The sequence below is a fragment of the Aurantiacibacter xanthus genome (assembly GCF_003584015.1).
Taxonomy (GTDB): domain Bacteria; phylum Pseudomonadota; class Alphaproteobacteria; order Sphingomonadales; family Sphingomonadaceae; genus Alteraurantiacibacter; species Alteraurantiacibacter xanthus.
The window spans coordinates 1-20,162 of the sequence record NZ_QXFM01000064.1; the positions used below are offsets into that span (position 1 = coordinate 1).

At 64.4% G+C, this 20,162-nt stretch carries 15 protein-coding genes and 2 tRNA genes; 13 read left to right on the forward strand and 4 right to left on the reverse strand.

What is annotated here, in order from left to right:
* The 3 genes from D2V17_RS06280 to D2V17_RS06285 all read left to right on the forward strand — a co-directional run.
* Positions 1–1,074, forward strand: a 1,074-nt coding sequence (locus tag D2V17_RS06280) for a TolC family protein (protein ID WP_147367255.1), incomplete at its 5' end; no start/stop codon positions are given.
* Positions 1,075–1,219: 145 nt separating this feature from the next.
* The gene (locus tag D2V17_RS21255; RefSeq protein WP_191229101.1) at positions 1,220–1,363 is read left to right on the forward strand and encodes a hypothetical protein; all 144 of its coding nucleotides are present in this window, start codon (positions 1,220–1,222) and stop codon (positions 1,361–1,363) included.
* Positions 1,364–1,368: 5 nt separating this feature from the next.
* On the forward strand, positions 1,369–3,021 hold the full coding sequence (locus D2V17_RS06285) for an MFS transporter (protein WP_245978565.1): 1,653 nt from the start codon (positions 1,369–1,371) through the stop codon (positions 3,019–3,021).
* A gap of 57 nt (positions 3,022–3,078) precedes the next feature.
* On the opposite strand, the gene D2V17_RS06290 is transcribed toward D2V17_RS06285, so the two are convergent.
* Positions 3,079–4,566: a lignostilbene-alpha,beta-dioxygenase gene (locus D2V17_RS06290; RefSeq protein ID WP_119592246.1), complete on the reverse strand. Its 1,488-nt coding sequence runs from the start codon at positions 4,564–4,566 to the stop codon at positions 3,079–3,081.
* A 104-nt stretch (positions 4,567–4,670) separates the two neighbouring features.
* Complete coding sequence (locus tag D2V17_RS06295) at positions 4,671–5,168, reverse strand: MarR family winged helix-turn-helix transcriptional regulator (RefSeq protein ID WP_119592247.1); 498 nt, start codon at positions 5,166–5,168, stop codon at positions 4,671–4,673.
* A 149-nt stretch (positions 5,169–5,317) separates the two neighbouring features.
* Between D2V17_RS06295 and D2V17_RS06300 the strand changes: the two genes are divergently transcribed.
* From D2V17_RS06300 to D2V17_RS06330, 7 genes are all read left to right on the forward strand, one after another.
* Positions 5,318–6,979: a GMC family oxidoreductase gene (locus D2V17_RS06300; protein ID WP_191229102.1), complete on the forward strand. Its 1,662-nt coding sequence runs from the start codon at positions 5,318–5,320 to the stop codon at positions 6,977–6,979.
* Entirely contained in the window at positions 6,976–8,634 is a 1,659-nt protein-coding gene (locus tag D2V17_RS06305) for a GMC family oxidoreductase (protein ID WP_119592249.1), read from the forward strand. The genes D2V17_RS06300 and D2V17_RS06305 overlap by 4 nt, the downstream gene beginning before the upstream one ends.
* Positions 8,631–10,145 carry an aldehyde dehydrogenase family protein gene (locus tag D2V17_RS06310; protein ID WP_342767833.1) on the forward strand — a complete coding sequence of 505 codons (1,515 nt, stop codon included), beginning with the start codon at positions 8,631–8,633 and terminating at the stop codon, positions 10,143–10,145. The genes D2V17_RS06305 and D2V17_RS06310 overlap by 4 nt, the downstream gene beginning before the upstream one ends.
* A gap of 147 nt (positions 10,146–10,292) precedes the next feature.
* A complete protein-coding gene (locus tag D2V17_RS06315; RefSeq protein ID WP_191229103.1) occupies positions 10,293–11,213 on the forward strand; it encodes a LysR family transcriptional regulator in 921 nt (306 codons plus the stop codon).
* 202 nt (positions 11,214–11,415) lie between these two features.
* The gene (locus tag D2V17_RS06320) at positions 11,416–13,782 is read left to right on the forward strand and encodes a TonB-dependent receptor (RefSeq protein WP_191229104.1); all 2,367 of its coding nucleotides are present in this window, start codon (positions 11,416–11,418) and stop codon (positions 13,780–13,782) included.
* Positions 13,783–13,918: 136 nt separating this feature from the next.
* Positions 13,919–15,571, forward strand: coding sequence for an FAD-dependent oxidoreductase (locus tag D2V17_RS06325; RefSeq protein ID WP_119592252.1), 1,653 nt, complete (start codon positions 13,919–13,921; stop codon positions 15,569–15,571).
* Positions 15,572–15,582: 11 nt separating this feature from the next.
* The gene (locus tag D2V17_RS06330) at positions 15,583–16,092 is read left to right on the forward strand and encodes a nuclear transport factor 2 family protein (RefSeq protein WP_191229105.1); all 510 of its coding nucleotides are present in this window, start codon (positions 15,583–15,585) and stop codon (positions 16,090–16,092) included.
* A gap of 42 nt (positions 16,093–16,134) precedes the next feature.
* On the opposite strand, the gene D2V17_RS06335 is transcribed toward D2V17_RS06330, so the two are convergent.
* Together D2V17_RS06335 and D2V17_RS06340 are read right to left on the reverse strand one after the other, a co-directional pair.
* A complete protein-coding gene (locus tag D2V17_RS06335) occupies positions 16,135–17,184 on the reverse strand; it encodes a type I restriction endonuclease (RefSeq protein ID WP_119592254.1) in 1,050 nt (349 codons plus the stop codon).
* Positions 17,185–17,349: 165 nt separating this feature from the next.
* A tRNA-Pro gene (locus tag D2V17_RS06340) sits at positions 17,350–17,426 on the reverse strand.
* A gap of 377 nt (positions 17,427–17,803) precedes the next feature.
* Between D2V17_RS06340 and D2V17_RS06345 the strand changes: the two genes are divergently transcribed.
* From D2V17_RS06345 to D2V17_RS06355, 3 genes are all read left to right on the forward strand, one after another.
* Positions 17,804–18,802, forward strand: coding sequence for an SDR family NAD(P)-dependent oxidoreductase (locus D2V17_RS06345; protein ID WP_119592255.1), 999 nt, complete (start codon positions 17,804–17,806; stop codon positions 18,800–18,802).
* Positions 18,803–18,817: 15 nt separating this feature from the next.
* The gene (gene thyA / locus D2V17_RS06350) at positions 18,818–19,744 is read left to right on the forward strand and encodes a thymidylate synthase (RefSeq protein WP_119592256.1); all 927 of its coding nucleotides are present in this window, start codon (positions 18,818–18,820) and stop codon (positions 19,742–19,744) included.
* Positions 19,745–19,842: 98 nt separating this feature from the next.
* A tRNA-Asp gene (locus D2V17_RS06355) sits at positions 19,843–19,919 on the forward strand.
* The last annotated feature ends 243 nt before the right edge of the window (positions 19,920–20,162 follow it).

The following is a 20,162-nucleotide window of genomic DNA, read 5'->3' on the forward strand; positions in this document are numbered from 1 at the left end:
GCCGGTGCCGATGCCCGCGCGGTCGGCCCGCACGAAGTCACCGTGTCGGGCAGCTACAGCCGCCGCACCATCGACCGGGAGGGCACCTTCGACGAGTTCGACACCCAGCTGACCCGCGCCATTCGCCTGCCCGGCAAGGCCCGGCTCGACCGCGAGATCGGGGGCTATGCGGTCGATGCGGCCGAGAACATGGCCGAGGACGTGCGCCATCAGGCGGCGCTGTTGCTGGCGGGCTACTGGTGGGACTGGCTGGGTGCCAATGCCGAGTCTGAGGTCGACCGGCAGGCGGTCACGAACTACGCGCAGGCGCTGGCGGCAGTGAACCGGCGCGTGGAACTGGGCGATGCACCGCAGCTGGAGGCCGATCAGGCGCGCGCGGCGCTCGGCGCGGCGCGGATCAGGGCCGAGCAATCTACCGGCCGCGCCGATCTGGCGCAGGCGCGGCTGCGGGCGCAATTCCCTTCGCTGCCGCTGCCCGCCGAGGCTCCCGCGATCCCGCTGCCCGCAATGGCCGAGCCCGCGCTTGCCGCCTACCGTGACGAGATCATCGCCAACAGCCACGAGATCGCCGCCGCCGAGGCCGAGGCGCGCGCCGCTGCCGCCTATGCCGACCGGCTACGGCTGGACCGGGTGGCCGATCCTTCGATTGGCCTGCGCCTGTTCTCGGAGCGCGGCGGCGAGGAGCAGGGCGCAGGCCTGGTGTTCTCGATGCCGCTGGGCGGACGTCACCGCTCGGCCTTGGCCGATGAGGCGGGCTCATCGGCGAGCGCGGCGCTTGCTGACGAGCGGCTCGCCCGGTTCTCGGTCGAAGAGACCGCCAGCGCCGATCTTGCCGAAGCGCGCTTCCGCCTCTCCGCCTGGCAGCGGGCGCGCGAAAGCCTCGCAGCGCAAATGGAAGTGCTGGCAAAGCTGCGGCGGGGCAACGAGCTGGGCGAGATCGGCCTTGCCGACCTGCTGCTGGGTGAGCGCATGGTCCACGACGCCTTCAGCGCCGAGGTTGTGGCGCGCACCGATGCGCAGCGGGCGATCACCAAGCTGCGGATCGACGCGCACGAGCTGTGGCTGCACGATTGAGCAGTTGCTGACCCGGATGATGGCAAGGAGTACAGGCGCGGCCAATTTGGTTGATTAGTCACGCAGTTCCCGTTAGTCACCCGCATCAAACGAAGCGGGTGTCCGGACGTCCCAATCGGATCACCTGCGAGCTGAGGATGCAGGCATGACCGATTACCCATCGCTCCATATGATGACTGGCGGTGCCGATGCGGCGGCTGGCAGCGCGCAGCGGCCCGGTTGCGGCAGCGAAGGTGCCCCGGCGCGCGCCACAGCCTGCATCGTCACCAACACCGTGCGCAAGGGGTAGGGCCGTTGTCGCGCGATCTCAACGACGGGCAGGCCGCCGCCACGGGTGGCGAGCCGGACAAGGCGCAGACCATCTCGCGGGCGGGGTGGTATGCGTTCGGCCTTGTTTCGCTGACGCAGGCCCTGAGCATGCTGGATCGGAATATCCTCTCGATCCTGGCAGGCCATATCAAGGAAGACCTCGGCATTGGCGATGCCGAACTGGGCCTGCTCTATGGCACCGTGTTCGCGCTGTTCTATGCGCTGTTTTCGCTGCCGCTCGGCAGACTGGCGGACGGCTGGGTGCGCACGCGGCTGCTGTCGATCTGCATTGCGATCTGGTCGGTTTCCACCGGGCTTGCCGCGATGGCGAGCGGGTTTGCCTTGCTGGCCGCCTCCCGCCTTGGCGTGGGCATTGGTGAGGCCGCTGCCCAGCCGGCGGGGACGAGCCTGCTGTACGATTATTTCCCCCGCAACCGGCGCGGGCTGGCCATGGCCGGAATGGCCTCTGCCATTGCGCTGGGGCTGGGCCTTTCGCTCGTACTCGGCGGGGTGACGGCGGAATGGTGGGAAACCCGCTATGCAACCACCGGCGCGCCTCTGGGCCTTGCCGGCTGGCAGTTCGCCTTCCTTGTCGCGGCTTCGCCGGGGCTGATCCTGTCGATCCTGCTGTGGCGGATGAAAGAGCCGCGGCGCGGCGCGATGGACGGGGTGGAAACCGTGCCCGACCCGCATCCGTTCCGGTCTTCGGCCAGGGTGTTCGGGTCGGTGGTGCCGGTCTCCAACTGGTTCATGCTGTGGCGCGCCGATGCCGGGCGCAGGGACTGGCTGATCAATATCGGCGGCCTTGTCCTGATCGTGCTGGCGATGACCGGCGTTGCCCTTCTGACCGACAGCTTCTCGCCGCGTCCGGGGGTGGTGCTGGGCGCCGTGACGCTGAACCCGCACTATCTGCAATGGCTGATCGTGGGGATCGGCGCCTATGCCTTGCTCAACCTCGGGCAGTCGCTGCGGGTGGCCGATCCGCCGGTGTTTGCCGTGGTCGTTTCGCCCAGTGTGGTGATGGCGATGGTGGTCGGCGCGCTGCAATCGGTGATCAACTACGGCATTATGGGGTTCACTCCGCTGTTCATCATGCAGGAGTACAAGCTCAGCTCGGGCGAGACGGGTATCCTGTTCGGCATTCTCGTGACCGTGCTGGGCATTCTCGGGCCGATGATCTCGGGGCCGGTATCCGACTGGGCCCATTCGCGCTTGGGCGGGAAGGGCCGCCTGTGGGTGGTGATCGTTTCGCTCGGGTTGTCGCCGTTCCCCGGCATCGCCGCCTATACCGCGACAGACAGCACCACCTTCTTCGTCTGGTTTATCATCCACGCGCTGTTGCTGACGATGTGGCTGCCCCCGCTTTACGCGATCATGTTCGACCTTGTGTTGCCGAGAATGCGCGGGATGACCTTCTCGATCTATCTGGTGACCTATACGATTTTCGGCCTCGGGATCGGCCCCTATGCGGTCGGACTGGTCAGCGATGCGAACGGAGGGCAGCTGGGCATGGCGATCCTCTCGGTCTTCGCGGTGTCGCCGGTGATCATCGGCATCCTGCTGCTGATGGGGCGGAGGCTGGGCAAGGACGAAGCCCTGATCCAGACCCGCGCCAGACAGGCGGGCGAACCGATCTAGCAAAGACGGCGCTGGCCGGGTGCGGGCTTCGATGCAGCCCGCACCCGGCCAGCGCGGTCAGACGGCTTCGGGTGCAGGTGCTGACAGGCCGATGTCTTCGGCCCGTGCGAAGTTGCCGTGCAGGCCGAAGCGCAGGCGGATGGGCACCTGAATGGTCGCCAGCGGGCCTTGCTCGATGTTCAATGCATCGAGGATCAGCAGGTCGCTGCGGTGCTCTTCCAACCGGTTGCAGACCAGCACGATCCAGCCCTCGCCTTCGGGTGCATCCTTGGTGCGCGGAATGAAGCAGGGCTCCTGCAACGAGGAAACCGGGCCGCACCACCAATGCTGTTCGCTCCCGCTGTCGAGATCTTTCAGGAACAGGCAGTTCATCATGAAGCCGGTGGCGCTGCCGCCCTTCAGTTCGACCGGGCGCTTCATATCGACCTCCAGCCCCCAGGTGTAGCGGTTCTTCCGCCCGGTGAAGCGATCGTCGATGCGGGGAAACTCGCTTACGGTGTCGGTCAGGCGGGTTACTTCGGCAAATTCGTCCGTGTTGCTGGCCATGTCCACCGTCCAGCGGGTCAGGCGCGGCATGCCGGCAACCGGATCGAATGGCGCGCCATGCACGTCGGGGAAGAACGGGAACATGTTGTTCTCAGCCTCGGGCACGATGAAGTGGACCTTCGTCCCCTCCTGCCAGGCGTTGACGGTGTGGCTGGCAAAGCAGTTGTCGCGCTTGAACCAGCGGATGTCCTCGTTCTTGAGATCGTCGCGCCGCGGGATGATGCCGAGATAGACGGGCATCGTCGTGTCGAAGCCGAAATGTGGCTTGCCCTGTTCCAGCCGCTCCCAGCTGCCGATCGAGGGCACGATATGCAGCACGAGACAATCCTCGGTAATCGCGAAGTCGTGCATCATGCAGTAGTAGGGGGCCTTGAACCACTTCTCCCGCACCATCTGTCCGTCGGGGCCGATCTCCATATAGGAGACATCCTCGCTGCACAGGCCGCTGGCGGCATAGCCGATGGCGACCATGTTGCCGGTGGCCGGATCGAGCTTGGGGTGGGCGGTGAAGGTCTCGCTCTTCATCAGGCCGTCGAAGGTCTCGAAGTGCTGCGTTTCCATCGTCACCGGGTCCATGATGAGCGAGGGCGAATCCTCCTTCATCGCCCACAGCTTGCCTGCGAACAGCCAGGCATTGGTGTTCGCCGTCGAGCGCAGCCTGCCCTTGACGCTGTCGTCATCGGTGAGGGGATTGCGATAGGCTCCGAACAGCGCCTTGCCGGCAGCCCGTTCCAGCTTCCACTTGTCGGTCTGGGCCCAGCGTTGCCGGAAGTCGCACTGGCCATCGTGGAAGTGGAAGCGGGTGATCATGCCGTCGCCGTTGAACGGAATGTCGTCGCCCAGGCGCGGCGGATACTGGGGGTCGGGCTGGACGCGGAAAAAGGCTCCGTTGAGGCCAGCGGGGATCTCGCCTTCATGCGGCAGGTCGAGAATATCCGCCTCGACCCGGCTGGGGGTGTTGAAGCCGGTGAAGTTGGGGGTATCGGGAAAGGTGCTCATGCTCGTGCATCCTCGCAGTCAGTTGGCTTTTTTCTCCTGATATCCGCAGCTTTCGGCCTTTGCCATCAACCGTCATGGTCGAACGAATCAGCCGGGCTAATGCCTCACAGCGCATCGACCTTGGCTTGCAGGGTCAGCCGGATCTTGTCGATCAGCCCGTCGAACTGCGCGATCTCCTCGGCTGAGAGCGCAGCGGTTATGCTCTGGTGAAAGGCGGTGCGGGTGCGGATCACCTTGCTGTAGAGTTTGCGCCCCTTCGCCGTCAGCCGCAGCACCTGCGCCCGGCGGTCGGACGGGTCTTCGGTGCGCGACAGCAATTGCTGCTCGGCAAGCCAGGATACCGCGCGGCTGACCTCGGCGCGGTCGGCCAGCGCCTGCTCGGCGATGCGGCCCACGGTGGCCCCGTCGCGCAATTCGCCCAGCCGTGCGATCACCCGCCACTGGGCATAGGTGAGGCCGAATTCGTCGGCCAGCTGCCGGATCGTGAGGCGGTCCATCATCTTCGCCAGCAGAGCCATTCTGAAGGTGGGGTAATTAAGCTCTCCCAGACGCCATCCGGGCAGCTCTTCTTCCGCCAGCAGCCTGTCTGCATTTTCGGCCAATTTTCGGTCTCCGTCTTAAACCTGGCGCATGCCGCACGTTGCGCCGACTTGTCTATACCGCTACTGGCCGGTCTGCCATGGAACATTGATTAATCACCTAATAGGTGGGCATGGCATGGCGGTCAAAGCCGCGCAGAAAGAGCGTGGGAATGGGTGAGGTTATGCAGGCGAATTCAGACAGCTTCGATTATATCGTTGTCGGGGCGGGCTCGGCCGGGTGCACGGTGGCTGCGCGGCTATCCGAAGACCCGCAGGTGCGCGTGCTGCTGGTCGAAGCGGGCAAGCGCGAGCGCGATCCGCTGCTCAGCATTCCGATCGCCTTTCCCATCGTGATGAGCAAGCCGCGCTACAACTGGAGCTATTTCGGCGAGGAAGAACCCTATGCCGACAACCGCCGGATACGCCAGCCGCGCGGCAAGGGGCTGGGCGGTTCCTCGCTGATCAACGGGATGCTCTATGCCCGTGGCCATGCACGCGACTACGATGAATGGCGCCAGCTCGGGCTGGAGGGGTGGAGCTACGAGGACGTGCTGCCCTACTTCAGGAAATCGGAGAACCACTGGGGCGAGGCCGACGACTATCACGCCACCGGCGGCCCGCTCTCGATCACCAAACATGTCCCCGACAAGGAGCTGTTCCCGCGCTTCATCGCGGCGACCGAGAAGCTGGGCTACAAGTTTCAGACCGACCATCACGGGCCGGATCAGGAAGGCTGGGGTTCGCCCGATATCTCGATCCACAAGGGGCGGCGCGGCTCCACCTCCGCGCGGTTTCTGTTTCCGGCGATGGATCGCCCCAATCTCACGGTCGTCTCCAGCGCCCATGCGACGCGCATCGAGATCCGCGATGGCCGCGCCGTAGCGTTGCATTATCGGCAGGGCGGGCGCGCGGGCCGTGACCACCGGGTAGCGGCAAGCCGTGAGATCATCCTCAGCGGCGGCACCTACAATTCGCCGCAGCTGCTGATGCTGTCGGGTATCGGCCCGGTGGACGAACTGCGCGAACACGGCATCGACGTGGTTCATGCGCTCCCCGGCGTGGGGCGCAACCTGCAGGACCATCCCTCGATCGCGATGATCTGGCAGGCGGTTCGCAAGGTCACGCTCAACCCCGAGCTGCGCTATGACCGGATCGCGCTGTCGGGCCTGCAATGGTTGCTCACCGGCAAGGGGCGGCTTGCCAACATGCCGGTGACGGCCAACGGTTTCATCAAGACCCGGCCCGATCTCGAACGGCCCGATGCGCAATGCCTGCTGCAACCCACCACCATCTTTGCCCGCCCGTGGTTTCCGGGCATCCGCAAGTCGGCTGACGATGTGATCTCGATGGCCTGCGTGCTGCTGCGCGCGCAAAGTCGGGGCTGGGTCAAGCTGCGCTCGGCCGATCCGTTCGATGCGCCGCGCATCCTCAACAATGTGCTGAAGGAGGAGGCCGACCGCGCCTTCTTCCACCGCCTGATCCCGCAGATCCGCGAAATCATGGCCACCTCGCCCATGCCAGATGTGATCAGGGGCGAAATCGCGCCCGGTCCCGATGTGCAGTCGCCCGACGAGATCGACGGCTGGCTGCGGCAAGCCACCAACACCGCGCTGCACCCCACCAGCACCTGCGCGATGGGCATCGGCGAGGACGCCGTGTGCGATGCGCGGCTGCGGGTGCGCGGGCTGGCAGGGCTGCGCGTGGCCGACGCATCGGTGATGCCGCGCATCGTCGGCGGCAACACCAATGCCGCCGCCATCATGATCGGCGAAAAAGCCGCCGACCTTATCCGGCAGGACCGCCAGCAGACGCACAGCAAGGTGGCAGCATGACCTTTGATTACATCATCGTGGGCGCCGGTTCGGCCGGCTGCGTGCTGGCCAACCGGCTGAGTGCAGATCCGCGCAACAGCGTGCTGCTGCTGGAGGCGGGCGGGGAGCACCGCCATTTCCTGCTCGACATGCCGCTCGGCATGATGCGCGCGATGCTGAAGCCGCAGTTCACCTGGCGCTACAAGTCTCAGCCCGAGCCGCATCTGGGCGGACGCCAGATCATGTTGCCGCGCGGGCGGGTGCTGGGCGGATCGTCGTCGATCAACGGCATGTTCTACATGCGCGGCCATTCGAGCGACTTCGACGAATGGCGCCAGCAGGGCTGCACCGGCTGGAGCTATGCCGAGGTGCTGCCCTACTTCAAGCGGATGGAAACGCACTGGAGCGACGACACCCGCTGGCACGGCCACGACGGCCCGCTCGAAGTGGTGCCGGTGCAGACGGCCAAGCGCCTCCATGAACCGCTGATGCAGACCGCAAAGGCCGCAGGCTTCAACACCAGCGAGAACCTGAACAGCGAGGTTGAGGAAGGCTTCGCCCGCGGCGAGCTGACCGTCGACCGCCATGGCCGCCGCGCCAGCACTGCGCGGGCCTATCTCGACCCGGCGCGGGGCCGGGCAAACCTCACCGTGATCACCGGCGCGCTGACCCGCAAGGTGCTGCTCGATGGCAAGCGCGCGACCGGGATTGAGTTCGATCACGAGGGCGAACGCAAGACCGCCAGCGCGCGCACCGAGGTGATCCTGTGCGGGGGCAGTTACAATTCGCCGCAGCTGCTGATGCTGTCGGGCATCGGCCCGGCGGCGCATCTGCGCGACAAGGGCATCGCGGTCGCGCACGAGCTGCCCGGCGTCGGCCGCAACCTGTCCGAGCATCCGCGCGTGCCGGTCCATTTCGGGCTGCAGAAGCCGGTCAGCTTCCTTAACGAGCTGCGCGCCGACAAGGTGGCGCTGTCGGTGCTGAAATGGCGACTGCTGGGCACGGGCAGCTTTGCCAGCCAGCTCAACAGCTGCAACATCGTGATCCGCACGCGGCCCGAACTTTCGCGGCCCGATATCCAGTTGTGGAGCAACCCGGTGCGCATGGATGCGCAGATCTGGTTTCCCTTCTTCCGCAAGCGGCAGGACGATCGCATCACCGCCGACGTGATCCTGCTGCACCAGCAGAGCCGGGGCTGGCTCGAACTGGCCTCGGCCGACCCGGCGGATTTCCCGGCGATCACGCTCAACCTCTTTGCCGATCCCGCCGACATGCGCACGGCCCGCGACGGCATCCGGCTGGCGCGGCGGATCTATCGCACCGAGCCTCAGGCGAGCCTGACCGGCGAGGAAATCCTCCCCGGCGAGGACGTGCAGAGCGACGACCAGCTCGACGCCTATATCCGCGCCCGCGCCGAGGTGACGCAGCACCCGGTCGGCACCTGCGCGATGGGCACCGGCTCGATGAGTGTCGTCGATCCGCAGTTGCGCGTGCACGGCATCGCCGGTCTGCGCGTGGTCGATGCCTCGATCATGCCGACCGTACCGGGCGGCAACACCAATGCGCCCACGATCATGGTGGCGGAAAAGGCCGCCGACATGATCCTCGGCAAAGACCCGCTTCCCGCGCAGGATCTGCGCAACTCCCCCCAAGACCAGTCAGGACACAGCCTATGACCATGCCCGTCGACACCTCGATCCTTCCCGATCTGCGCCAGGATCTTGCCGCCCGCTCGCGCGAGCTTTTCATCGGCGGCAAGTTCCAGCCCGCCCAGTCGGGCGAGACCTTCGCCGTGATCGACCCGGCAACCGGCGAGGAATTCGCTTCGGTCGCATCGGGCGGCGCGGCGGATATCGACCTTGCGGTGAAGGCGGCGCGCAAGTGTTTCGATAGCGCGGCATGGTCGGGCAAGACCCCGGCGGAACGCGCCCGCGCGCTCACCCGGCTGGCCGATCTGGTGGAGGCCAATGGCAGCCGCATCGCGCTGACCGAAACGCTCGACAACGGCATGCCGATGATGATGGCCTTCTTCGGCGGAGTGGCCGCAGCCTCCGAGCAGCTGCGCTATAACGCGGGCTGGGCGACCAAGCTCAACGGCGAGACCTTCACGCCCTCCAACCCCGGCGAATGGCACGCCTTTACCACGCGCGAGCCGGTGGGCGTGGTCGGCGCGATCGTGCCGTGGAACTTCCCCTTCGTGATGGCCGTGGCCAAGATCGCCCCGGCGCTGGCAGCGGGCTGCACCGTGGTGCTCAAGCCCGCCGAGCAGACGCCGCTGTCCGCCGTGATCCTCGCCGAACTGATCGCCGAAGCGGGCTTTCCCGAAGGCGCGGTCAACATCGTGACCGGATATGGCAAGACGGCGGGCGCGGCGCTGGTGGAGCATCCGCTGGTCGACAAGATCTCCTTCACCGGCTCCACCGCCACGGGCAAGGGGATCGTCCATGCCTGCACCGGAAACCTCAAGCGCGTGACACTCGAACTGGGCGGCAAGAGCCCGGTGGTGATCTTCGACGACGCCGATCTCGCCAAGGCTATTCCGGGCACGGCGATGGGGATCTTCGGCAACGCCGGGCAGGTCTGCGCGGCGGGCTCGCGCCTGTTCGTGCACGAGCGGGTGCGTGACCAGGTCATGGAAGGGCTGGCGGGCTTTGCCCGATCGCTCAAGCTGGGATCGGGCCTGTCGCCCGACACGCAGATGGGGCCGCTCGTCAGCCAGGTGCAGTTCGACCGCGTGAGCAGTTATATCGACAGCGCCACCAGCGAGGGCGCAACGGCGGTGGCCGGCGGCGCTGCGGCAGCGGTGGAGGGGCACGAAGGCGGCTTCTTCATGCAGCCGACCGTGCTGAGCGACACCGCACCGGGCATGAAGGCCGTGGAAGAGGAAATCTTCGGTCCGGTCCTGTGTACGCAGACCTTCGGTGACGACGATCTGGAGCAGGTCGCCGCCGCCGCCAACAACACGACCTTCGGCCTCTCATCGGCGATCTGGACGCGCGACATGTCGACCGGCCTCAAGCTGGCGAAGCGTATTCGCGCCGGCATGGTGCGGATCAACGGCGGCGCGGGCGGCCCCGATCCGGCCATGCCGCTGGGCGGTTTCAAGCAGTCGGGCTGGGGCCGCGAAAATGGCCGCAACGGCATCGAGGCCTATACCGAGATCAAGTCGGTAACGATTAACCTCTAAGGCTTCCAAGGCCGTCATGCGGGGCGCAGTTGCTCATTTGCGCCCCGCGCCCTGAAAAACGCCGTCGCGTGGCCGGAGAGGGCAATGGCCAGCTCCGGCAACGCCTGCTATTTGCCGGAGCAATTCAGGCTTGGAGAGGAGCTGGATATGCGGAGCGGGCGACTGAGAGATCTCAATCTCAACCATTTGCTGACGCTTGATGCCGTGCTCGAACACCGCAACCTGACGCGCGCGGCCGAGCAACTCGACGTGACGCAGGGCGCGATCAGCCAGTCGCTTTCCCGGCTGCGCAGCTTCTTCAACGACGAACTGCTGGTGCGGGTAGGCAACGCGATGGAGCCGACCGCGCTTGCCAGCAGCCTTCAGGGGCCGGTCGCCGAGGTGCTGGGGTCGATTGAATCGAGCATTCTGGCCAAGGCCAATTTCGACCCGCTGACGGCGCAGGGCACGCTCAACATCTGCATGACGGATCTCGGCGAGTTTATCTTCCTGTCGGAACTCCAGTCGCGGCTGGCGCAAGCGGCCCCCAACATGAGCATCGCCACGCGCGCCCTGCCGGACACCGATCTTGCCGGATACATGGCGAAGGGAAAGATCGACCTCGCCTTTGCCGGACCGATTGATGAGGTCGCCGATCTGAAGGTGCAGAAAATTCTGGAGCATGAACTGGTCGCGCTCGTCTCGCGCGAATGCCCTTTGCCCGACCGGATCACGGCAGAGGAATACGTCTCGCTGCCGCATGTGGTGTTCGATTCTCCCTACATTAAGCGCGTCAGGATCGAGCAGACGATGGCGCGCATGGGGCTGACGCGCCAGATCGCCTTGCGCACACCCAACGCGCTCAGCCAGCCGTTCCTGCTGGAGCGGAACCCGAACCTGATCGTCACCGTGCCGCGCATCCTTGCTGAACGGATGGCGCGGGTGTTGCCGCTGCGCGTGTTGCAGCTCGATTTCGAAGTACCAAGGCTCGACGTGTTCCAGTATTGGCACCCGCGCTTCGACCGGCATGGCCCTTCGCAATGGTTGCGCAAGCTGGTCGTCGAGCTGTGCGCGGAAATCGCGCACTAGTCCTCCCGCGAAATTCGTTGATTAGTCATGCTAATGGTCGTGATTTGACCGGGTAAGTTGCCCGGCCGCCGGGACGCTGAGATCATCCCTGCGTTCGCTTGCGGGTGCCTTGGAGAGGGTCGCCTGAGGGAAACATGAATTCATGTCTCTCGGGCTGATCGCGGTGCGAACGCCAAAAATGTCCTTGGGAGGAGATAGGGTGATGACGTTCAAGTCGAGGTTGTTGATGACGGCTGCTCTGGCGGCTGGTTATGCCGCATGTTCGGCTCCGGCGCTGGCGCAGGATGAAACGGAACGACCGGGGCAGGCGGCCGGGAACAATACCATCGTCGTGACCGCGCAGTTCCGCGAGCAGTCGCTGCAATCGACGCCGCTCGCCATCACCGCGATCTCGTCCGAGATGCTCGATGCGCGGAGCCAGACTTCGGTGGCCGAAATCGCCGGACAGGCGCCGTCGGTGACGCTCAAGCCGCAGGGCACGGCATTCGGTCCGGCGCTTGGCGCGTCGATCCGTGGTGTCGGTCAGTTCGACTTCAACCCCGGGTTCGAGCCGGGGGTCGGCCTTTATGTCGACGATGTCTACTACGCGACTTTGACCGGTTCGATCCTCGATCTGCTCGATCTGGAGCGGGTGGAGGTGTTGCGCGGACCACAAGGCACGCTGGCGGGCAAGAATTCCATCGGCGGCGCGATCAAGCTCTATTCGCGCCAGCCGAAGGGCGACGGATCGGGCTTTGCCTCGGTCACTTACGGCAGCCGCAACCGGCTGGACTTCCGCGGCGCCTACGATCTGGGCATCGCCGAGAACGTCGCCTTCCGGGTTTCTGCCGTTTCCAAGGTGCAGGACGGCTATGTCGACCGTATCGACTATGGCTGCGCCTTCCCCGACAGCGGCATTCCGGCGCTCACCACCACCGAGGAGGGCTGCGTCGTCGATCGCAACGGGCAGGTGAACTATCAGGCTGTGCGCGGGCAACTGCGGATCGAGGCGACCCCCGATATCGAGATCAACATCTCCGGCGATTACACCACCGACAACCGCAATTCGCCCGCCGGTGTCCTGACGGTTGCGGACTATCAGGGCGCGGGCTTCATCGACCCCTATGGCTCGGGCGCGAAGTACGATTCCCGGTTCATCTGCGGCAAGTTCTGCAACTATGCCGGGTTCCAGTCGCCGGCGCAGGCCGGGCCGCTGGGGCCACTCAGCCCCAATGGTTATGAGCAGTCGGTTTCGCGCGATGAGGTCGATCTGGAAGCCTATGGCTTTGCCGCCACGATCGACTGGAAGCTGGCCGACAATCTCGCGCTCAAGTCGATCACGGCCTATCGCGCCTATGAAGCGTTTTTCGGGAACGACGACGACTATTCGCCGCTCGCGCACAGCCTCGGGCGCAGCAACATCGACTTCTGGTCGTTCAGCCAGGAGCTGCGGCTTTCGGGCACGCTGGCCAACGGCCTGCTCGATTATACCGTGGGTGGGTTCTATCAGGATCAGAAGTCGGTCTATCTGACCTTCCAGGATCTGCGCTATGCCGCGCCCGGTTTCCCGCCCTTCATCGGCACCGATACCTTGCCGGCGGATACGAAGGCGGTGTTCGCCCAGCTAACCCTCAACCCGACCGAGCGGCTGACGCTGCTGGCGGGCATCCGCTATACCGAGGAATCGAAGAACACCACCTACATGCGCAATCGCCCCGATGGCACGCCGCATCCGCTGCTCGGATCGCTGAACGATGTCACCGGCAGCTATTCGGGCGATCAGGTAGATTACCGCCTGAGCGCGCAGTATCAGATCACCGACGAGGTGATGGCCTATGCGCAGGTTTCCACCGGGTTCAAGGGCGGCGGCGTCAGCCCGCGTCCCTTCGCGGCGGCGCAGGTTATCGACTTCGCACCGGAGACGCTCGACAGCTATGAAATTGGCCTGAAGTCCGACCTGTTCGATCGCATCGTGCGGTTGAACCTCACCGGGTTTTACATGCGCTATGACGATATCCAGCTCAATCTGCTGGAGTGCCCCGATATCAGCCCGGCACTGCCCAGGCCGTGCCCGATCACCCGCAATGTGGGCGCGGCGAACATCAGCGGGTTCGAGGCCGAGGTGTTCATTCGGCCGGGCGGCGGGTTCCAGCTCGATGGCGCGCTGAGCCATATCGACTTCGACTTCCGCGAAAGCGCGAAGGCGCGGCTGGCAAGCGTGGGCATCCCGCTGAGCGACACCACACCCTACAACCCCGACTGGAAATGGAGCCTCGGCGCCCAGTACGAGGCTGCGCTCGGCAATGGCAGCACGCTGACGCCGCGCATCGATGCCTCCTATCAGAGCGACATCTATTCGCGCTCGCCCAACACCCCGTCCTCGAAGATCAGCGCCTACACCCTGGTCAACGCGCGGCTGAGCTATTTCCATGCGCCGGGCGATTGGGAGCTTGCTCTGGAAGTCTCCAACCTGCTCGACAAATACTACTACGTCACAAGCTTCGACCTGCTCGGAGCTGGCGGCGGCATTGTGGCGGCCCAGCCGGGGCGGCCACGCGAATGGGCGGTGTCGCTGCGCAAGAACTTCTGATCGAACCGCGCCGGGTTCCTGCACCTCCCAAGGAGCCCGCCACGGTCATATCTCGCCAGTGGAGCGTGATTGCCCCTCGCTTCGCTGGCATTTTTTGGCCGAATGTCTGCTGATTCCAAATAATTGAAAGGGTTGTATGTCGTTGCCAATTGTCATCGTGGGGGCGGGGCCGGTCGGCCTGTGCCTGGCGATCGATCTTGCCATGAGAGGGGTCGAGGTGACGGTAGTCGACACACGTCACCCGCGCGAAATACCCACCGTGCGGTGCAATCACGTCTCGTCCCGAACGATGGAGACCTTCCGCCGCATGGGCATCGCCGGGAAGGTCCGCGAGGCGGGGCTGCCCGACGACTATCCCAACGACATCGTGTTCCGCCCGGTGGCGACGCGCGAGGAATTCGCGCGCATCCACATCCCCTCGCGCCGCGACCGCTTTTCCGACACCGGTTCGCCCGATGCATGGTGGCCCACGCCCGAGCCGCCGCATCGCTGCAACCAGATCTTCTTCGAGCCGCTGCTGTTCGATCGCGCCGCTTCGCTTGACCGGATCACGATCCTCAACCGCACGAGCGCCGAGGCCTTTACCCAGGGCCCTGACAGTGTGACCCTGTCGCTGCGCGATCTCGACACGGGCCGGGACTATGAGCTTGAGGGGGCCTATCTGGTGGGCTGCGATGGCGGTCGCTCGATGGTGCGCAAGGGGATCGGCGCAAGGTTGCAAGGCGATGCCGAGATCCAGAAGGTGCAGTCGACCTATTTCCGTTCGGCCGAACTGGCGGCACTGATACCGGGCGAACCGGGGTGGATGACCTACCTCTATCACCCCGAGCGCGCCGGCAACCTGCTGGCGATCAACGGGATCGATACCTGGCTGCTGCACAACTACCTGCTCCCCGGAGAGAGCGATTTCGACGCAGTCGACCGCGATGGCTGTCTGCGCATGGTGCTGGGGGTGGGGCCGGAGTTCGAATACGAATTCCTCGCCTGCGAGGACTGGATCGGACGCCGCCTGGTTGCCGATTCCTTCCGCGACCGGCGGGTATTCCTCGCCGGCGATTCCGCGCACCTGTGGGTGCCCTATGCCGGGTATGGCATGAACGCAGGCATTGCCGATGCGATGGACCTCTCGTGGCAACTGGCCGCCTGTGTGCAAGGGTGGGGCGGCGAGGCGATGCTCGAAGGCTATGTGGCCGAGCGCAAGCCGATCACCGAGCAGGTCTCGCGCTTTGCGATGAACCACGCGGGCAAGGCGATTGCCGAACGCACGACAATCCCGGGCAATTTCCTCGACGAAACGCCCGCAGCGCAGGAGGCTCGCGCCGCCCTAGGTCGCGAGGCCGAGCGCCTGCACGTGCAGCAATTCGCCTGCGCGGGCCTGAACTTCGGCTATTTCTACGACCAGTCGCCGCTGATCGCCTACGATGGCAGCGCGATGCCCGCCTATACCATGGCAGACTACACGCCCTCCACGGTGCCGGGGTGCAGGGCGGCGCACTTCTGGCTTGCTGACGGACGTTCGCTCTATGACGCGCTCGGTCAGGGTTACACATTGCTGCGGCGCGATGCCGATGTCGCGATCGCCCCGCTGGTAGCGACGGCGCAGAGCTTTGACATGCCGCTGGAGGTGCTCGATCTGGCTGCGGAGCAGGTGCCCGGCTGCTACGAGCACGGTCTGCTGATCGTGCGGCCCGACCAGCATGTCGCCTGGCGCGGCAATGCGCTTCCCGATGATGTGGAGGCGCTGGTGAAGACATTGTGCGGGCACATCGCCGTGCCTGCGTCAGAGTGAGGAGAGATACCGTGACGAACCAGGTCTATTCTGCAAGCTATGCGCAGGATCGCGCAGAAATCGAAGATCTGCTGGCGCGATACCTGTTCGCGCTCGACTGGAACGACTTCGAAACCTTCGGCGAGACTTTCACCGAGGATGCGACCTTTGAATATGCGCGCGGCACCGCCTCGGGACGCGATGCCATCGTCGCGACCATTCGCGGCTTCAAGGAGCGGATCGGCACGCTCTACACAGATGACAAGGGCAACCCGGCGATATTGCGCCATGTGCTCGGACAGACGGTGATCCGCATGGAGGGCGAGCGCGCATGGACCACCGCATTCTGGTGGGAGATGGCCAACAACGGGCCGGGAAACTCGCCGCTGATCGGCACCTTCGGGATTTACGAGGACGAACTGCGCAAGGACAATGGAGCATGGAAGTTCAGCCGCCGCCGCGTGCTCAACGAGTTCCTTGAAGGACGGCAGTCGAGCGTTGAAAACCCGGTTCTTGCGATGGATGCCATTGCCAGCGCCTAGCTGATGAGGCGGGCGTTATATCGACATGCTAGGGCAGCATGCCTAGTCTGCTTCCAATTCCTCGAGCCGCTTGAGGATTGCCTCTTCGTGCTGGTAGATGTCGATGGGAGCACCGACGGGGTGGCGGGTTTCGTCCTTGCCCGCAAAGGTCCCGAAGTGCCGGCTGGTGGGGCTGTTGAAGTGTAGCCGGGCGATACTCTTCCGGTTGTTGTCGTCGAGCAGGATCGCACAGTACGACTTCGCGTCGCGCATGACGATGCGCTTGGGATCGACCTTGCGCGCGCCAATGGCCCGCACGATGTTGAAGCCTTCGATCTCGTCTTCGGTGGTGATGATCTCGCCCTGCGGATCTGCGGGCAGTTCCTCAAGGTCTTCCCCACCATTGTTGAGAGCTGATGTCAGTCGCGCATTCACTCGATCGCGGACGAGGCTCGCCATTGAGCTTACGATCAGCGCGCTGAAGGTCTCCTTCACGGCGGAAGTGAAGCGGCCGGGTGAGACGCGGGCAGCAATCAGCCGCACAAAGTCTTCCGAAGGTTCTTGCATCTCCTTCTCAAGCTCTTTGTAGACCAGGCTCTGAAGCTTCAGCTTACCCGCTTCCTGAACGATCATCTCGACGTCGAAACGTCCCTTGGTGAAGGCCTCCAGCGTCCGCAGGTCTGCCTTGCGAACCGCTTCCACGTCGAGCGTGAAGAACGGGCGCTCGTCCATGCGATTGGGCACGTCGATGTCGGAAAAGAATTTGTAGACGACGCCGTTTGTCAGAATAGCGAGCCGCGCGTCGGTGACGCTGAAGTAACGAAACAGTTGCGAGGCATGATTGATGCTAAGTTCGGATTGCGCGGGCTTGCATTCGAGGAGAATGGCGATCTGGTCGCCGTTGCGAATGGCGTAATCGACCTTTTCGCCCTTCTTGGTCCCCACGTCGCAGGTGAATTCCGGCACCACCTCGGACGGGTTGAACACGTTGTAGCCAAGTGCCTGAATAAACGGCATCACGAGGGCATTCTTGGCGGCCTCTTCGGTTGCGAGTACGTCCCTGTGATCGCGAATTGTCTTGGCCAGATCTGCGAGCTTGCTTTCCAATTCCATGTCGCCGTCCCCTGATATGTCATTGCAAGCTATCGTAACGATTTATGGGTGCAAGCATATTTGGGATTGTCAGAAAAGTATTGGCAAGCCGACACCGGCAATGCGGCCCTCGAACGGGGCGCCTTGCGGCGGTTAGTCGCGTGACATTGTCATGAAGAAATAAAATGGTCGGGGAGAGAGGATTCGAACCTCCGGCCCCTGCCTCCCGAAGACAGTGCTCTACCAGGCTGAGCTACTCCCCGACCGGAGCCAACAGACGTTGTGCTGTAAGGCAGGAGCGCGCCTATATGCAGGCTCGGCAATGCACGCAAGCGCTTTGTTACGCAATTCGCCAGAGATCTGCGGGCAATGCGGCCTTTCTCCTTGGCGAGGCAGCCGAAAACCTCCTTCGCCATTTCGCACCGCAAGGCCGTTCTCCCTGATCCCGGCGCTGAGCCTCAGGCGAATCGTCTGCCGTTCCGCTGCCTGCGATTAGCCGCTGTGGCAGCTGTCCGGTCTGGCTCGGGTGCGGGCATGCCGGTTGCAATCACCCTCTGACATGGCGCAAGGGTTCTGGCACTCTCGGCACCTCGGACATGCAACGTGTTCGCCGCGCACGAGTATCTAGTCAGGAGCGATTATGCGGGTTTTGATCACAGGTGCGGCCGGGTTTATCGGGGCCGAACTGGCCATGCGCCTGCTGGCCCGTGGCGACCATGTGATCGGCGTCGACAACTTCAACGACTACTACGAGCCTTCCCTCAAATACGCCCGGCGCGACCGCTGGCTGGCCGCAGGCGGCGACCGCGCGAAAAGCCTGACGCTCGACTTTGCCGATCACGCTCAGCTCGAACGTGCGCTCGAAGACGAACAGTTCGACCGCATCGTCCATCTCGGCGCGCAGGCCGGTGTGCGCTATTCGCTCGAGAACCCGCACGCCTATGCGCAGTCGAACCTCGTCGGCCATCTCAACATGCTGGAGATCGCGCGCCACCGGCAGCTCGATCACATGGTCTATGCCAGTTCGTCGTCGGTCTATGGCGGCAACGCCAAGCTGCCTTTCGCGGTGGAGGACCGGGTCGACCACCCGCTCAGCCTCTATGCCGCCACCAAGAAGGCCGACGAGCTGATGAGCGAGACCTACGCTCACCTCTACCGCCTGCCGCAGACGGGCCTGCGCTTCTTCACTGTCTACGGCCCCTGGGGGCGGCCCGACATGATGATGTGGATATTCACCCGCAAGATCCTCGCGGGCGAGCCGATTCCGGTGTTCAATCACGGCGAGATGTTCCGCGACTTCACCTTTATCGACGATATCGTGACCGGTGTCGTGGCGAGCCTCGACAACCCGCCTGCCGACGATGGCGCCGTAAAGCCGGGTGGCAGCGTGAAGCCTCATGCGCTCTACAACATCGGCAACCACCGCAGCGAGCACCTGATGAAGGTGATCGGCCTGCTGGAAGAGGCTTGCGGGCGCAAGGCCATGATCGACATGCAGCCGATGCAGAACGGCGACGTCGAGCGGACCTTCGCCGATATCGACGCGATCCGGCAGGATCTCGGCTATCAACCGACCACCAGCATCGAGGCGGGCGTGCCTGCCTTCGTGCAGTGGTTCCGCGACTATCACAGGATCTGACGCGAGGAGCGTGCAATGAGCCATCCCGAGCAGCAATATCTCGATCTTATGCGCCGTATCTGGACCGAGGGCGACGAGCGCATCGATCGTACCGGCGTGGGCACCCGTTCGGTGTTCGGCCCGCAGCTGCGCTTCGATCTCGGTGACAAGCGGGTGCCGCTGCTGACCACCAAGCGGGTGTTCTGGAAGGCCGCGGCGCGCGAGATGCTGTGGTTCCTCACCGGCGAGACAAATATCCGCCCGCTGCTTGAGCAGAAGGTGACGATCTGGACGGATTGGCCGCTGGCGAAATACCGCAAGGCGACCGGCGATGAAATCTCGCAGGAAGCGTTCGAAGCGCGGATCGTGGCCGATGCCGGGTTTGCCGCCGAATGGGGCGATCTGGGGCCTGTCTACGGCAAGCAGTGGGTCGACTGGCCCACCTACGAGGCGCAGGCCGACGGTACCTATCGCAGCGGGCCGGGGATCAACCAGGTGGCGCTGCTGGTGGAGGGGCTGAAGAGCAACCCGGGTGGGCGCCGCCACATTGTCGAGGGCTGGAACGTCGCGGAGTTGGACCGGATGGCGCTGCCGCCGTGCCACAAGACCTATCAGTTTCATGTCGGGGCAGGGGGCACGCGGCTCAACTGCCAGCTGTATCAGCGCAGCTGCGACGTGGCGCTGGGTCTGCCGTTCAACCTGTTCGGGGCGGCGCTGCTGACGCGCATGGTGGCGCAGCAGGTCGGGCTGGAGCCGGGCGAGCTGGTCTGGACCGGCGGTGACACGCACCTCTACCTCAATCACGGGGAGCTTATCGACGCACAGCTGTCGCGCGTGCCCGAGGGCGAGCCGACATTGGCGATTCTGCGCAGGCCCGAATCTATCTTCGACTACCGAATCGAGGATTTCGAGGTTCGCGACTATGTGCCGCAGGGCCGCCTGACCGCGCCGGTCGCGGTGTAATTTCAATGGTCTGCAAAAAGTCTGGAAATGTGCGTTGACAGCCCGGAAACGGTGGCCTAGAGGCGCGCTTCCCAAGAGGCGCTGCCGCCGCAAAATGCGCGGGTGTAGCTCAGTTGGTTAGAGTATCGGCCTGTCACGCCGAGGGTCGCGGGTTCGAGTCCCGTCACTCGCGCCACTTGGGACTTTCCTTTGATAAGAAGGGCTATGAGGGCGGCCTTCGGGTCGCCCTTTTTGCGTTATGGGCAGGGTGAGCCTGGGGCGGCATGGTCGTCTGACTTGTTTCGGGCAGTGGCAGTGAGTTCTGCAATGTCAGGGATGGGGTGGTAAGCCGCCAATTGGTATGAGACGCTTGCAGCCATGAGCTACCGAACTCGAAATCTCTTTCGCACCATCAGCGCATTGATTGCGGTTCCGGCAT